11 protein-coding genes are annotated in these 16,422 nt (G+C 28.7%); 1 reads left to right on the forward strand and 10 read right to left on the reverse strand.

Annotation, left to right across the window (positions count from 1 at the left end; translation table 11 throughout):
* Positions 1-507, reverse strand: a 507-nt coding sequence (locus AYC61_RS21055; protein WP_202906804.1) for a hypothetical protein, incomplete at its 3' end; no start/stop codon positions are given.
* Positions 508-709: 202 nt separating this feature from the next.
* Between AYC61_RS21055 and AYC61_RS04955 the strand changes: the two genes are divergently transcribed.
* A complete protein-coding gene (locus tag AYC61_RS04955) occupies positions 710-3,898 on the forward strand; it encodes a winged helix-turn-helix domain-containing protein (RefSeq protein WP_066497723.1) in 3,189 nt (1,062 codons plus the stop codon).
* A gap of 167 nt (positions 3,899-4,065) precedes the next feature.
* Here the strand turns inward: AYC61_RS04955 and AYC61_RS04960 are convergent, their stop codons facing one another.
* The 9 genes from AYC61_RS04960 to AYC61_RS05000 form a co-directional block, all read right to left on the reverse strand.
* Entirely contained in the window at positions 4,066-5,007 is a 942-nt protein-coding gene (locus tag AYC61_RS04960; protein ID WP_066497724.1) for a CPBP family intramembrane glutamic endopeptidase, read from the reverse strand.
* 48 nt (positions 5,008-5,055) lie between these two features.
* Positions 5,056-5,412, reverse strand: a complete 357-nt coding sequence (locus AYC61_RS04965; RefSeq protein ID WP_066497727.1) for a helix-turn-helix domain-containing protein — start codon at positions 5,410-5,412, stop codon at positions 5,056-5,058.
* 528 nt (positions 5,413-5,940) lie between these two features.
* On the reverse strand, positions 5,941-6,450 hold the full coding sequence (locus tag AYC61_RS04970; protein WP_066497729.1) for a tail fiber protein: 510 nt from the start codon (positions 6,448-6,450) through the stop codon (positions 5,941-5,943).
* A gap of 625 nt (positions 6,451-7,075) precedes the next feature.
* Positions 7,076-8,254: a dicarboxylate/amino acid:cation symporter gene (locus AYC61_RS04975; protein ID WP_066497731.1), complete on the reverse strand. Its 1,179-nt coding sequence runs from the start codon at positions 8,252-8,254 to the stop codon at positions 7,076-7,078.
* A 615-nt stretch (positions 8,255-8,869) separates the two neighbouring features.
* A complete protein-coding gene (locus AYC61_RS04980) occupies positions 8,870-10,342 on the reverse strand; it encodes a methyl-accepting chemotaxis protein (RefSeq protein WP_066497733.1) in 1,473 nt (490 codons plus the stop codon).
* A gap of 781 nt (positions 10,343-11,123) precedes the next feature.
* Positions 11,124-12,602 (reverse strand): YjiH family protein, encoded by a 1,479-nt coding sequence (locus AYC61_RS04985; RefSeq protein ID WP_202906805.1) that lies wholly within the window; start codon positions 12,600-12,602, stop codon positions 11,124-11,126.
* Between the two features lie 370 nt (positions 12,603-12,972).
* Complete coding sequence (locus tag AYC61_RS04990; protein WP_066497735.1) at positions 12,973-13,938, reverse strand: arginase family protein; 966 nt, start codon at positions 13,936-13,938, stop codon at positions 12,973-12,975.
* A gap of 208 nt (positions 13,939-14,146) precedes the next feature.
* Positions 14,147-14,698, reverse strand: a complete 552-nt coding sequence (locus AYC61_RS04995) for a helix-turn-helix domain-containing protein (RefSeq protein WP_066497736.1) — start codon at positions 14,696-14,698, stop codon at positions 14,147-14,149.
* A 22-nt stretch (positions 14,699-14,720) separates the two neighbouring features.
* The gene (locus tag AYC61_RS05000; protein WP_420806805.1) at positions 14,721-16,022 is read right to left on the reverse strand and encodes a D-serine ammonia-lyase; all 1,302 of its coding nucleotides are present in this window, start codon (positions 16,020-16,022) and stop codon (positions 14,721-14,723) included.
* Between the last annotated feature and the right edge of the window lie 400 nt (positions 16,023-16,422).

The raw sequence follows: 16,422 nt of genomic DNA on the forward strand, positions 1-16,422 counted from the left end.
CAGAGCTATTCCTTCTTCTTCACTAGCTATTCTTTCTTCTTCACTAGCTATTCCCTCTTCTTCACTAGCTACTCCTTCTTCTTCACTAGCTATCCCTTCTTCTTCACTAGCTATTCTTTCTTCTTCACTAGCTATCCCTTCTTCTTCACTAGCTATTCTTTCTTCTTCACTAGCTATCCCTTCTTCTTCACTAGCTATTCTTTCTTCTTCACTAGCTATTCTTTCTTCTTCACTAGCTATTCCTTCTTCTTCACTAGCTATTCTTTCTTCTTCACTAGCTACTCCCTCTTCTTCACTAGCTACTCCTTCTTCTTCACTAGCTACTCCTTCTTCTTCACTAGCTATTCCATCTTCACTAGCTATTCCTTCTTCTTCACTGACTATACGTTCACTTATTACATCATTATTCGCGTAAACACTATTTATAAAGTTTAAACCTAAACAATTACTAAAATATATAATTGAAATTGATATAGCAAGTATTCTGATTATATGATTTTTTTTCATAATTCAAGACCTCTCTTATTAATTTATTCTACATATTTATAATATTAACTAATTTTATAAGACCACATTTCATTATATCTTTAGAATCTAAAAAAAATCTAAAATCAATCTAAAAATAACCTATAATTGCTATTTTCCATTGGCAATTATTGTTGAATCTTGATATAATATATAAAAGATTTGGAAAAAGGGAATGTTGACTATGACGGAAAATTATTGCATATCATCTAAAATTACACCTCCTGTAATAAATAGTGACGTAATTGAACGTGAAAGATTATATGATTTATTTAAATATAATAACGGATCTAAAATATCAATTATTTCCGCTCCATCAGGTAGTGGTAAAACTGTACTAATTTCACAATTTATTCGTTGGACTAATCAACAAACCATATGGTATCAACTTGATGAATATGATAATGATATAATAACTTTTCTTCGTTATCTAGTTACTAGCATATCTCAACACTGTTCTTATTCTTCTAAATTACTAGAACATTTAAACAAATCAGAACAACAGATTAATGAACTAAGACTTTATGTGATTTTACTAATTAAAGAACTGGAGTCATATGTTCATCAACCTCTTATTATAGTTTTGGAAGATTATCATGTCATCAACAACCCTGTGATACACCAATTTTTACAGGAGTTAATAATGTATTTACCGGAGAAGCTATACGTTATTCTCTCTAGTCGTTATCAGGTACCTTTGAATATTATCAGATATAAAAATCATGGAATGGTCAATATAATAAAGGCTAACAACCTCAAGTTTAACTTGAGTGAAATCAGAGCCTATTTTTCTGAAAAATTCAATTTTGAGGATGATGTATTTCAAAAAATCAAGGACGAATCAGATGGCTGGGCAGTTGGTATATCACTAATTAAATTGTCATTAGCAACAAATGACAATTTAATAAAACCACAAGCACTTATTAACACAAAAAATTATGATGAACTATATCATTATTTTATGGAAGAAATATATTCACAGCTATCTCAGGAGTTAAAATCATTTTTACTCGCTACTTCTATGCTAAATGAATTATCTGTCTCAATATGTAATGCTTTACTCCATATTCAAAACTCTGATGTAATATTAGGAACTTTAAAACGCAAGAACCTGTTTATAATTGAAATAGATACAGCTGATGGGCATTATAGATATCATCAATTATTTAGAAAATTTCTTCAAACACAATTACCCGATAAAAAACCATATTATAAAAGAACTGCAGATTTCTATTTGTCCTATGGAGATATTGTACAAGCTATTGATTTATATATCTTAGCTCAAGAGTATGAAGTAGCTGTAATAGAAATACAAAACACTGGAATTCAGCTTCTGGAAAAAGGAAGTATAAAAACAGTTGAAAAATGGCTGAAACTATTACCTAATCACTTATGTACAAATAACGCTCTATTGTTACTTTTAAAAGGAATGATATACAATCACCTAACAAAATGGCAAAAGTCCATTGTACTACTAGACAAAGCGATATTAATGAACAAGGATAATAACAATAAGGTTTATGTTAAAGCATTATTCTATAAAGCAAATTCTTATAGAAAAATGGGGAAATATGAAGATAGCTTAAATATAATAAATATGATTATTCCAATTTTGGAAAAAGAGAGTATTAATCATTGGTATAAAATAATTTTAGAAAAAATAAATATATTGCTTTGGATTGGAAATCTTCGTGAAGCCATTTATACTTTAAAAAAAATAATTGATAGATCGAATAAGGAAGATACTCAATATTTTACAGCCTTGTTTTTAGAACATCTTGGAGCAACTTATTATGCATCTGGAGAATACTATAAAGCTATAGATTACTATAAGCAAGCTTATAGTAAATATGAAAATTTGGAAGATAGTATAAGTGAATTTGAAAAAGAATATTATTCACAGCGATCAACTATGGCTAGAATATATAGGGATTGGGGCGAAACTGATAAAGCTCATGAGCTGATTATAAAAGAAATTTCTATTAAAGAAAGACTCGGACTATTAAATGATTTGCCCAGAGCATATCATCAGCTGGCCTTAATATATCATGATTATGGTAAAAAAAACAAAGCTCTGACCTATTTTGATAAAGCTAGTGAGTTATTTACTTTATTAGATATCAATGATTTTCAATGGACATGGCATGAAGCTTTATATGGAAAAATATTAATTGACTATAATGAAAAACAAAAAGGTATTTATTTAATAGAAAAAGCTATAGAAAATTCTAAAAAAAATTCTGAATTCAATAAGGCTGTTTGTAATGTTTTTGGAAGTTATATATCTCTTGCAAAAGGAGAAATTAAACAAGCTTTGAACACAGTTAATCAATCTTTAATTATTGGCAAAAAAATAAACGCTCAAACTTTAATTAGTCTTTGTCACATGATGAAAGCTAATATTTATTTAATTCTTGACAAAAGAGATTTAGCCCTTGAATCTACAATCAAATGCCTAGAATTAGCAGAAAAAAACAATTATATTGAAGGTTTTGTTTCCTATAATCCAAATTTAAATCCACTTGTTCAATTTGCTAAAGATCAGGGAATTTTTGTTGAATTTATCAATAAAGTTTTAAAAAGATCTCCTCAAACAAAAGAAAATATAGAAAATATTAAAGATATACATATTAGTTGTAAATCAAAAGTAAAGCCATTAATCTATGTGAAACTTTTTGGCAATATGGCTATTCTCGATTCTAATAATAATTATTTAAAAGAATACCAGTTAAAAACAACGAAGGCACACGAACTGTTAGCCTATTTATTGCTAAATACCAAAGAAGGAACACTAAAAGAAGAGATACTGGAAGCTTTATGGCCAGAAAAAGATCCTAAAAAAAGTTCAAATCTTCTATATACATATTCTTATGAAATAAGATCTCTACTAAAAAAAATAGGAATCTCTAATAGTTTACAGTATAAGAATAAACGCTACTCTATTAGCAAAGAAAAAATTGACTGTGATGTATTTCAATTTACCAGAGAAATTAACAGTCAAAATATAAATAACATAGAACATGCAATAAAGCTCTATAATAAAAAGTTTATAAACTCCTTTGACAACCTTTGGATTACTAATACGCAAAAGGGTCTTGAGAAAGTATATCTTCAAGCACTATTAAAAACTGCAAATTACTATATTAAGCTTAAAAACTATGACATGTCAAAAGTATACTTGGAAAGACTGATTGAAACAGATAATTTATCAGAAACAGCTTACGAGCTACTTATGAATTTACATATTCAATTTAATAATAATATTGCAGCTATTAATACATATAAAACTTATCAAATGACTTTATATAGAGAATTAGGAATACATCCAAATAATAATATGATTAAACTGTATCAAAGGGCATTGAACTCATAATGCTAATAGATTTTTATTTTAAATATTTGTACCGACATAATCCTCATCTGCTGCTGCAACACGAACAGTTCTATTAAGCTTATTCCACCTACATTTATCAGCTTAAATATATTTTATTTAATCCTTTCTATAAGACATTAGATTACATCACACTTTGTCATCTTAAGTTACTCTTCTATTGGTTTTTCTATGCTTAATTTCTTTTTCTTTCTGGTAAAAATCAAAATGATACACAAAACCAAAATAATCGTCAATAGAACACTTGCTTCCAAACCATATTTACCACCATTAAGAATAATTAAGTTTTCATTCACAGAAAAAGCTAAAATTGAAGATGCTTGATTGCTGCCACTAACATTTATTCCACATATGACTGCCAAAAGAAAATTCCATATACTATGGATTGCACATGATACCCATATGTTACCGTCTTTAATCATATACAAAGACAAAAACACAGAAAATAACATAAGGTTTATTATGCCAATGACTCCGATTATTACTCCACTTTCAAACAATGTTGAAAAGTGAGGATAAGCAAATACCAGCGAACTAACTAAGACTGATGTTACAACTGATGTTCTTTTTAAAAGTGAGGTCATCAAGAAACCTCTGCACATTACTTCCTCTGCCATTCCCTGAATAAAAAATCCACCGAAATAGGCAATATACAAAACTATATCGATATTTTTACTAACACCTATGTATGATATTGAGCCAGTAATCATTGCTGCTACAATAGCTATTATCAATACAATAACAGCCACAACCAGCCCTTTTATATAAGAAAATATTGCGTTATTTTTAGAAAACCCCATAGTATTAACTGATCTTTTTTCAACCAACTTGCAATATAGTATTGTGCTTACTATGTAAATAATGAAACCATAGTATTTCACCAGTAGCATAGTATCCATGTCAGGCATTTCCCCGTTCAAAATATTATAACCTGAAATAGAAAAACCCATTAATACTATCGCTTCACCAATCAATGCTGATATACCATATATAAGAATGAATCCTAAAACCTTATTAACAATATACAAACTCTCTGGAGTCTTCCCAGTATACTCTTTAAACGGATTAATCATTTTTAATATTTTTATCATAAACTATATCCTCCTAATTGTATTATCAAATAGTGAGGTACATTGTTTTTAAGATGGAAACCCATTTTTAACAAAATATATTATCATCATTACAAAATCAATCAAAAATACAAATCCTATTATTAATAGAACAATAAGAAGTGTATTATTAATACGTTTTTTAGGGGTATTAAAATTAGTGGTATCTTCCTTTGTATCACTCTTACTTTCGTTCCCCTTTACAAGCTTATCGAGAGAAATTTCAAAATAATCACTCAATAAAATTAATTTTCCCATTTCTGGAGTTGTTTCTCCTAATTCCCATTTTGAAATAGTTTGTCTAGATACATTTAATTGGTTACCTAACTCATCTTGAGATAAGCCCTTAGCTTTTCGTAATTCTAATAACTTTTTGCTAAATTCCATCTTCCTCACCTCGGTTATAGTTTATAGATTTTTACGGTTGAATGCTACCAATTACCGTTTGAAATTTGTCAACTAAACTTAACATTGTCTAATTCATCAGGTTTTCTATTGACTTCTTTAAAATGAAATAAGTCTATAAAGTTAACAATTTTTAAATCCATCATTAATTATTTATAATTAGGCTTTAAGACTTTCATTGATTAGAAAGTTCGTAAAGCCTAATGCTTTCTTTATTATTCAAAAAATATTCTACTATTACTTGTCCTCGTTTGGTAAATCTTTTTCCATAGAACATTTATTGATTTCTATTTTTTTATATTATACGAATTTTATTTTTATTATCTTAATCATATCATATATTGTCTATTTTCTAATGTACACACCATTGTTTATTATCAATTTTACTTGTTTTTATTCAGTTGACGTTCCTTTGTATAAAAAAACTCCTTTCTGACATTAATCTTTTCATTTTAGTCAAAAAGAAGCTTTTTTTATAACCTATATTTATTTATTTTCAACAAATTCCAATTACTCTTTCATGATATATGCTAATTTATAGCATAAGTCACTGCCTTCTGGATGTAATGATATCCGATCTTCAACTGGACCAATATCCTCAAGGTTTTGAGCCCCATATATAAAATGGTCTCTTAAATCCAAAGTTCCATTAGTTCCATCACATAACAGCCAATCTTCTGGAACTGTACTACCACTCCACATAACAATAACTCCACTAGGTATGGAAACTCTTTCTACTTCATGTGACAGTGAATCTACATCTTCTGTTAGTAATTCTACATCACCTGTTAGTAATTCTACATCACCCGATAGTCCTCCTACATCATCTGTTAGTTCTGTTATGTTTTCTGCTTGGGCTTCTTGCTCTCTTTCAGCACCTGTCATCCGTTCTTCCAAATGTTCAAAAGGCAGTGGTTTTTCTGGTACACCTTTTTTCGTTACTTTAACAGTTGGAACATGTTTAAATAATTCTGGTTTACGAATCCAAATAGGAACGCTTCCTTTATATCCTCCAGTCATAGGTAAAACTCACCTCAAAATCCTAATTAATTTATTTTTTATTATACTATTAAAGTATGTTCTATTTAAAAAATCGTTCTAGGTTGTTTAGTCATAACATAGGTATATTATTTTATAGAAAAATTAACCCTTTTTTTAATATAAACATTTCTAATACTAGCACTATACTAGAAATATTTTCTGCTTTTCTATGAATATTTTGTATTTTTTAATGAGCTAAAATTTTGACCTATCAAAGTACTCCTTATAAACAACATCTCATTTTCAATCATTGTTTATAAGGAGTACTTTTAAACTAGTTTCTCAATATAATCTATTATCTTCTACATTTAATATTTAAAAGCTTTTAAACCTTTGATATTTTTGATATCGTGTCATGATAGATTCACCAATAACCTTCTATAGTAGTTAAATCACCATTTGCAACTCTTTGAATTTTGTCTATTATTTTATCTCCTACTGAATTACTTCCTTCTTTAAACCTGTCGCATCTATATCAATATCTTCATTTCCACTTACTCTTATAACTGGTATTATGCCTATATTTATTGGACAAAAAATTTGCCCTCACTTAAATGAGAGCTAACTAACTTTAATTATTTCAATAGTAATATCATTATTGACATTAATTTTCGATTTTTCCTTTTCTTCTTTTAGCTATAGTATCTACTATAATGGCTATAGCTCCATCACCAGTAACATTAGTTGCTGTTCCAAAACTATCTTGAGCTGCATGTAATGCAATCATAATTCCTTGCTGAGCTTTTGTAAACAAAAGCATATCTTGTAGTAACCCTAACGCTGCCATAACTCCTCCGGCAGGTATTCCTGGAGCTGCTATCATTGTAATGCCTAGCATAAATATAAATGGTAAAATAGCTCCTATTGTTGGATTTACTCCATTCATTAACATTACTCCCATAGATGTTATAACTAAAGTTATAGTATCACCTGCAAGATGAATTGTTGCACAAAGAGGTACTACAAATCCAGATACATCTTCTGAAACCCCATTATTTCTAGTACTTTGAAGCGTCATTGGTATTGTTGCCGCTGAAGACTGTGTTCCTAAAGCCATCATGTATGCTGGCAGCATATTTTTTAGAGATTTAAATGGATTTTTCCCACTAACAAACCATACTATAGTGTACTGAATCAACAGATATATTATCTGTAAAGCAATTAAAATGATAAATACAGATGAAAAAGTTTTTAACGTATTAAATATTTTTCCTGATATTGTAAGCTTTGTGAATATTCCCACAATATACAACGGTACAAAAGGTATAAGTACGTTTTTGACTACCAGCTCAACTATATTTTGAAAATCTGCTAAAACACCCAATAAAGTTTTTCCTTTTATATGCGCCATGCCTAAACCCAACATAAAGGCTAAAATTAATGCTGTCATAACCCCCATAGCTGGAGGTATTTCTATTGAAAAAAACGGCTTTAAATTCATGTCAGATTCTGCAGCTATATTACCTGCTTTAATTATTTTAGGTAATATTGATATTCCTACAAAGTAAGCTAATATTCCTGAAATTATTGTTGAAACATATGCTATCCCTGCTGTGATAAACAATAATTTTCCCGACTTGCTCCCTAGATCTGCAATTCCAGGTGCTACAAAAGCTAAGATTATACATGGAATTATAAAAGTTAAGAAGTTAGCAAATAAATCCGTGAAAGTAATGAACAGTCTTCCAACTATATAATTCTGAGTAGCTTTGCATATTAAACCTAATATTATTCCGAATATTATTCCCATTGATAATTTAACTATTATAGGTAGTTTTTTCATAAAATCTCTCCTTTGGTGTATGCCGTAGAAATACATTTGTTTTTTTAGAGCTGTTTTTAATATTATCAGCATTCTCAATGAATGTCAATATAATTTATGAAATTAGTACTTTAAAATAATAAAATTCCTATTACTAAATATTAACAACTACAAAAATAGCATTTTCAATTGTCTATAAACTCTACAAAAAACGAACTATTGGAAACCAATAGTTCGTTACAACAAAATTCATTAAAATGTATTTGTCTATACCATTTCTTCTGTGCCTCAAACATTCTTTTGTACATACTGTGTATATGCTTATTGCCTTTATATAAAGATACTTCATTTCATCAAGTTGTGCAAAATTTATTGAATAATATGTACGATTTTCTATTTACATAAACATATGTAATCAAAAGGTTTACGTTTACTTGATAACTCTACTGGAGGCTTTATGTTTATAAAACTTTTTCTTGACTTAAAGCTCCATTCTGACTGTAATATAAAACATTTTATTTAAAAGCCTAAACATTACGCTGTATATTCCTACTTTCACATTTTTTATAATCGTAAATTTGAAAAACCCTCTGGGTTTGTTAGCAATTTGTACAAATTCACTCTTACATTCGGTTTTTAGTGTTTTGTTAATTTTCTTAATTCAGCAATTAGGTTGTCCAATTCGTCAAATTGATTAACGATGTCATTCATTTTATTATCTTGATCTTCTACTTTTGATAATGTTTCTTGAACAGAAGCCGCATTCTGAACAGTAGTGTCAGATATACCTGAAATTTCTCTTACTACTACATTGTATGAATTTTCAATATCCTTAATCATATTATAAACATCATCTGCTTTTTCTACTACAACATTAGTATTATCTGAAACTTGTTTAAATACCCCGTTAACAACTTCTGTTGAAGCTTTACTATCTTTTACAGATTTTTGAACAGACACTATCTGTTTAGCTACTTCACCTGTTCTTTCTCTAATTTGAACCAAAATAGATGAAATTTTTTCAGTTGAATTTTTTGAATCCTCCGCAAGATTTTTAACTTCGTCAGCTACAACAGTAAAACCTTTACCATGTTCACCAGCTCTTGCTGCCTCAATAGAAGCATTCAAAGCTAAGAGATTTGTTTGCTGTGCTATGTTATTAATTGTACTTAAAATATCTTCTATTTGCTGCATTTGATCGTTCAATTCATTTACTAATTCTACAGTATCATTAATTGTATAATTCACATTTTCCATGCCACTGTCTAATTTGTTTACAAGCTCACAACCATTATTAACAATGTCAACAGTATTAATAGAAGATTCACTCATATTTTTAGTAGCATCTAAGGCATTTTTCATCTCATCTTCAGTACACATAATAGATGATGAGATTTCTTCAACACATCCAGCTTCTTCTTCAATTGAAGCAGTTATTTGATTAAAAATATTTGTTATATCATTAGATATTTCACCAGTAACATTAACATCGTTCTTCAAACTATTATTAACGTCATTTAAAGTATTAACTGATGATTTTATCTTATTGAAAATACTTTCTATCTTTTCTTTAGATTTTAAAGTTTCTTCCTGCTTCTCTTCAACTTCATTTCTTAACTTTTCGCTAAATCTACACTGAAAAATTAATAATATAGTTCCTAAAATCAGAAATAAATTCAACGTACATAAGCCACTAATTTCACAAGTTGGAAACATAGCATCATGTTCATAAAAATAAAAGTAATTAGTAAATAAAACTCCTGCCAACCCAGTTAAAATTAAAGGTTTTATTTCTTGATACAATGCAACTAAGAATAAACCAAAATATATCATTAAATAAGCCGTGATGTCTGGAGTACTAGTCATCATCATGAATGAAATAATAATAATTCCAAATGTAACGATGTACATAGTAACTTTTGTGAAAATTTTTTTGTAAGTAAATATAGATGCTGGTAATACTATAACTATGCATGAACCTAATATTATTAATGTTGTAGTAATAGGTTTATGTGTTAAAACACAAAGAAGTAAAGTTAAAACTTGACATGCAAATAATAATTTTATGCATAATTTATTTCTTCTGTATATCATTTGTAATTCTCTCAAAGATACCCTCTCCTCATTAAAAATATGATGTTATTTTCAATAAATTATATCATATTTTGCAAAATAAGACAATTTGTCTCCCTATATTTTCACCTTATATAAAATAGGGTATACTCTACTTGATAATCATTATTTTTAACTGTTTAACTTTCTAGTCTTATAACACATTACATTTGTACTAAATGTTTACTTTCGTATCTTAAATGTACTAATATTGTGTTATTTACTATTGCAGAAGGAACATCTATCATTTAACCCTTTACCTACCTTCCTATTATTAATCTTAGTTTTTCCCTAATTTAATTAGTACTTTATTTTTCTTTCCTATAATTTTTCATTTAACTCCAAAATTTTTGAATATAAATCTTACTAGGCCTATAGTTCTATTTTTTATTAGCATAGTCTCCTGCATTAATTTTTCTTTTATCACCATTAATATAGCCTGTTACAAAATACCTCTTTTAGCTTGGCTAATTCTATAATACTAACTTGATTTGCTTCTTAGTATGGAAAGTGAATTTTTTGTTCTTTAAATTTAGATAAGCATAGTATCATAATAAACTTTTTTATTAATAAGGAGATCTGTAATTCTAAAACATTTTTCCTCTCAATAAAAAGCATTTAGCATCTCTTTTTATTTTCTAGGATTAGTATTTAATAATGTCTTCATGTTGATCAATAAAAATCTTTTGAATCTATTAGCTGGTAAAATAGTACATAAAAATAATACTCTTAGTTAAGAAAAGGTTTATACACTATTCTCAACTAAGAGTATTTTACTTTAATATAATATATGCATTACAAGTGCAACTAGTGGAATTGCAATAAGTGTTCTTTCAAAGAAGATTATTACTAATTCACGTGCTTTAACAGGCATTTTAGTTGCTAAAATCAATGATGCAGTTTCTGAGAAAAATATAATCTGTACCATAGATACAACTACAATAAAGAATCTTGCAGCTTCTGTCATTACAGTTATATGACTTTTTATCATCAGTACAGGGAGAAACATTTCTGCAATTCCAACTGTTAATGCAGGAGCAATAATTTCAGGTGATGGTACACCGCAAATCTTTAAAAGAGGTAAAAAAATCATTCCTATCCATTCAAATACCGGTGTATACTCAGCAATAATAAGACCTATTATACCTGCAGCAACAGTAAATGATAATACTTTTGGCATAACTGACATAGCTTCTTTAATATTAGTTTTTATATGTTTTGTAATATTCTCAGAAAGCAATGCTTTTTTTGCAGCTCTTGATACAGCTTTATTTACTAGGCTTTCAGAAGTTGTATCGAGAGTTTTTCTATCTTCTTCTGTTTGAACTTTACCATTGTAATAAACATCTTCTCTGTTTTTTAATGGTGGTATTCTACACATTATAATAGAAATCACAAAAGATAAAAATAGTGATAGAAAATAAATTTTTGAAAAATCATGTCCCATACCTGCCGTTGAAATTACCACTGACGCAAATCCAACACTTACGGCACTAAAACACGTTGTAATTACAATTGCTTCTCTTTTTGTGTAAACATTGTTTTTATATAAATTATTAGTTATTAGAACTGCAACTGATGATGATGAAACAAATGAAGATATAGCATCTACAGAACTTTTCCCAGGAACTCTGAATATTGGACGCATCAATGGTTCCATCAGTGTTCCTATAAAATCGATTCCTCCATAGTTAAGTAAAAACGGCATAAAAATTGCGCTCAACGGAAGAACCCATAATGTTGCCAAAACTACGCCATTTATAACTACTCCTCCAATGTCAGGTGAAACAATAAATTCAGGACCGCTAAACCATGAAAAACTTCGATCGATAGTAAATAATACCATGAATACTGCACCTGCCAAATATATAAAAGGATGCGCCTTGGAATCTCCACTGTAAAGGTCATATAACTTACTGTCTTTTGATGCCTTATACTTACCATAAAAACTAATTATTGCATTTCCAGCTATGAAAAATGCACATATCCAAAGCCCCGCTATTCCAATCATTTTTTTCAATGTTCCGTAAATATATCCGAATAATATAGTAGATTCACCATTAATAGATAATGGTATGAAAAATATGAACAATGCTATTGTTGTGAAAATTAATGCTTTAATCAAACCCTTTTTTCTCTGATTGTTATCAACTTTAATACTATCAATAAAATTCATATCGTTTAATTCAGCTTCCGAATAGTGTTTTTTATTGTGTAGATCTATATAATTTTCAGTTATGGTTTTCTCTGTCTTCATAAATATGCGCCTCCTAAATTATATACAACATAAAGATTAGATGAATTTCATGCCTTTCACTACCCCATAAGCTTATTTATTATTTACTCAATTATATATCATGAGATTTCCTCACATATTTTAGAATTATACCAAAGTACAATCTACAAAAGGAGGAAATCTCTACTACCAATAGGGTATCTTCTAAATACTATGCTATGTATTCTCATGCATGCCCTTTTCAGAATTTTTGCTGTATTGATAAAATCAAAGCCCTATGGAGTTAAAAAAGAATTTTTATATATTCTATTTACTTAATTCAAATTTAAACTTAAACTAGAAAAATATACTTGATTAAATTAAACATAACCCTTTAATATTATATTTTTAGCTATTCATCATATCTCTTCTTCCAATAAGGTTGATCACATATCTTACCTAAAAATTCTACAACAATTTGTGTTGCTAAGTAAGATGTTATATTTGTTCCAACATCTAGGTCTGGTGAAACTTCTACCATATCAAAACCAACAATTTGGTTGTGCTTTGCCACCTCTGCCAATATATCTCTTAACTCTGCATACATCATTCCATTTGGTTCTGCAGAAACACAACCAGGAACAAGTGAAGAATCTAAAACATCAATATCAATTGAAACATAACATGGTTCACCTTCAGGTAAAATATTAGCAATACCTTTTGGTCCCAACTCTCTAAATTCTTCCATTCCTATTACTCTGTTTCCTTGAGCAGCTGAATCTAATCCAGTGAAGTCCCTAATACTTCTATATCCTACTTGCGTTAAACTTTTTACATGCTCCATTTTACTAATATGCGTAAAAGGGTGAGTATTGGTATTTTTAAAATTTGGTTGTATCGGTAAAAAATCAGTATGGGAATCTAAATGTAAAACATGAATAGGTTTTCCTTTGAACGCCCTTACAACAGGATAAGTTATTGCATGATCTCCTCCCATGGCTATAAGCAATGCATCTTTATCAATAACTTTTTTTGCTGCTTCAGTTATTCTTTCAAAACTTCCTTCAACATCGGTAGGGATAATATTTACATCTCCAAAATCAACCATTTTTTTCCTAGCCAATTCATCTCCTAGATAAGTTTTTTTATCTTGATGATCATAATATCCTCTTTCACTAAATCTTAATGATTGCTCTCTCATTGCTCTTGCACAAAATCTTGAGCCAGGTACAAAAGGACATCCCTCGTCAAACGGAACACCTATAATACCAATAGTATAATCACTTTCAGCCAATTTATTTTCTTTAGTTGCAATAGGTGCTCTTAAAAATGAAGGTATCCCAGAAAAAGGGTATGCACTATAATTTTTACCAGACATGTTAATCATCCTTTCTTTTTTTATATTATTATAGATTTAATGCTTACTATAAATATGCAAACTACGATATATGATATAAATAAATACATTTGCTTTATTTAGATAGATTTATCGATTTAAAGTAACACAGCGTTATGGCATTTATAAACTATCTAAATGTAATTTAATTTTTCACTTATATCAGTTTGCTCATTTATAATATTTTTTATTAAAATGTAGGCGGTGTTATAGCGAATATAACAATAGCCTTATCATTCGATGAATTTATCCACTTATGCTTTACATTTGCTTTAATCCTAATGCTGTCACCTTTGCACATTATGTATTCTACAGAATCTAAATACAAACTTACTTCTCCATACATTATATATGCTACTTCTTCACCTATATGGCTTATATCATTAGGATGAATATTATTTGGTGGAATAGTCATTAAACAAAATTCTATGGTTCCATTTGTATCTGGAGTTAAAAGCTCATATTTAAATTCATTTTGATCCGGAAATCCAATTCTTTTTCGGTTATTTGGATGTACTATTTTATGTTCTTTTTCTTCATCTCCCATAAAAAAGAAAAATAAGGGGACTTCCAATGCTATAGATATTTGTTTTAACGTATTAATTGATGGATTGGTTTGCTTTTTTTCTATTTGACTTAACATGGATGATGTTATACCAGACTTTTGAGCCAAATCTTTAATAGTTAAATTTTTACTCATTCTAAACTCTTGAATTTTACTTCCTATATCAACACTTTCCATACATATACCTCCCCAATAAGTTTTAATTCATATTATTTAAATGTTGTTTTTTTATTTCTTCAGGAACAAATTTCCCTCCAGTAGCCCAAACTATATGAGTTATATTGTTTACATCAATATTTTTATGTTTATTTAAATAATCAAGACATGCTATATTTGACATTATATCTTCTATACATTTAAAAGCTGCAGTAGCTGAAGGTTCTAAATATATATTTTCTGTATTATAAAGCAGTTTTAAATATTCAACCAATTTATTATCTTTAACCGTAAACAATCCACTTAAAATATTATCCATAATTTTCCCTATAAACATAGAAGGTCTCCCTACTGCTAATCCATCTGCCTCTGTTTTACCTGATATTCCTATATCCTGTACACATATCTTATCATGCAAACCTGACACCATTCCTAATAACATACAAGGAGCATTAGTTGGCTCTACAAAAAAACAATGAACATTATCTCCAAATTCAGTTTTCAAGCCATATGTTATACCTCCTGGAGCTCCTCCTATTCCACAAGGTATATAAACAAACAATGGTGATTTTTCATTAACTTGTATCTTCATGTCACATAATTGTTTTTTTAATCTTCTTCCAGCAACACTGTATCCCAAAAATAAATCTTTAGATCTTTCATCATCAACAAAATAACTATATTTATCATTTGCCGATTCCTTACGACCACTATCAACAGCTTTTTCATAGTTACAAGTATGCTCAATAACTTTCACACCATTATCTCTAAGCCTTTTCTTTTTCCACTCTTTTGCATCATCTGACATATGAACAACTGCATTGAATCCCATCGCTGCACTCATTATACCTATACTTAGTCCAAGATTTCCGGTTGAACCAACTTGAACGGTATATTTACTAAATAATTCTTTAAACTTAGGCTCTCTAAAACGAATATAATCATCTTCTGGTGTAATCAAATTATTTTCTATTGCTAATTTTTCAGCATATTTAAGAATTTCATATATTCCTCCCCTTGCCTTAACAGAACCTGCAATAGGAAGCAAATCATCTCTCTTAATCATTAAACGCCCTTTAATAATCAAATTATATTTTTCATTCATTGCATTTTTCATTTGTGAAATTTCTTGTAAAGGGGATTCTATTATACCATCTTTTACTTCTGGAAACTCTGCTTGAATATATGATAAAAATCTATGTAAACGATTTTCTGCATTATCTATGTCACTAGTTTCAAATGGTGAATCATAAGCAGAAAAATCAATTTTTTTATCATTAATCCAGCAAATTTCCTCTCCTTTTTGAAGACTCTCTTCAATTTTGCTATATATTTTTTTATTCACCTTAATCATACCTTTCTATGTATAAATATATCTTAATTGTGATAACACTATAAATTAAGTATTATTGAATTTATTAATTACAATTTAATTATAGTAAGTTATTTTGATATTGTCAATAGGGAAAAATAAATATTATTTAAGAAATTAAATTATACTTTATTTTTTTACTATTTAACCATTTAATATTAGTAGCAATGCTCAGAGACGGTTTGAAACCGTTGAAATAATAGTGCTTTTATAAATTTCAAGTCTTCAATATCGCATTTTTCTACACTGAATTTTTTAATTTAGACTTTTTCAGCAATCTCCAACAGTTCAGATATTTAAAAAAAGTTAATCTTATTGCAATAAAAACAAAAATATCAAGTCAAAGCCATTGCTTATTTGTAAAAAATAACGA

Origin of the sequence: Abyssisolibacter fermentans (assembly GCF_001559865.1) — a bacterium.
Taxonomy (GTDB): Bacteria; Bacillota; Clostridia; order Tissierellales; family MCWD3; genus Abyssisolibacter; species Abyssisolibacter fermentans.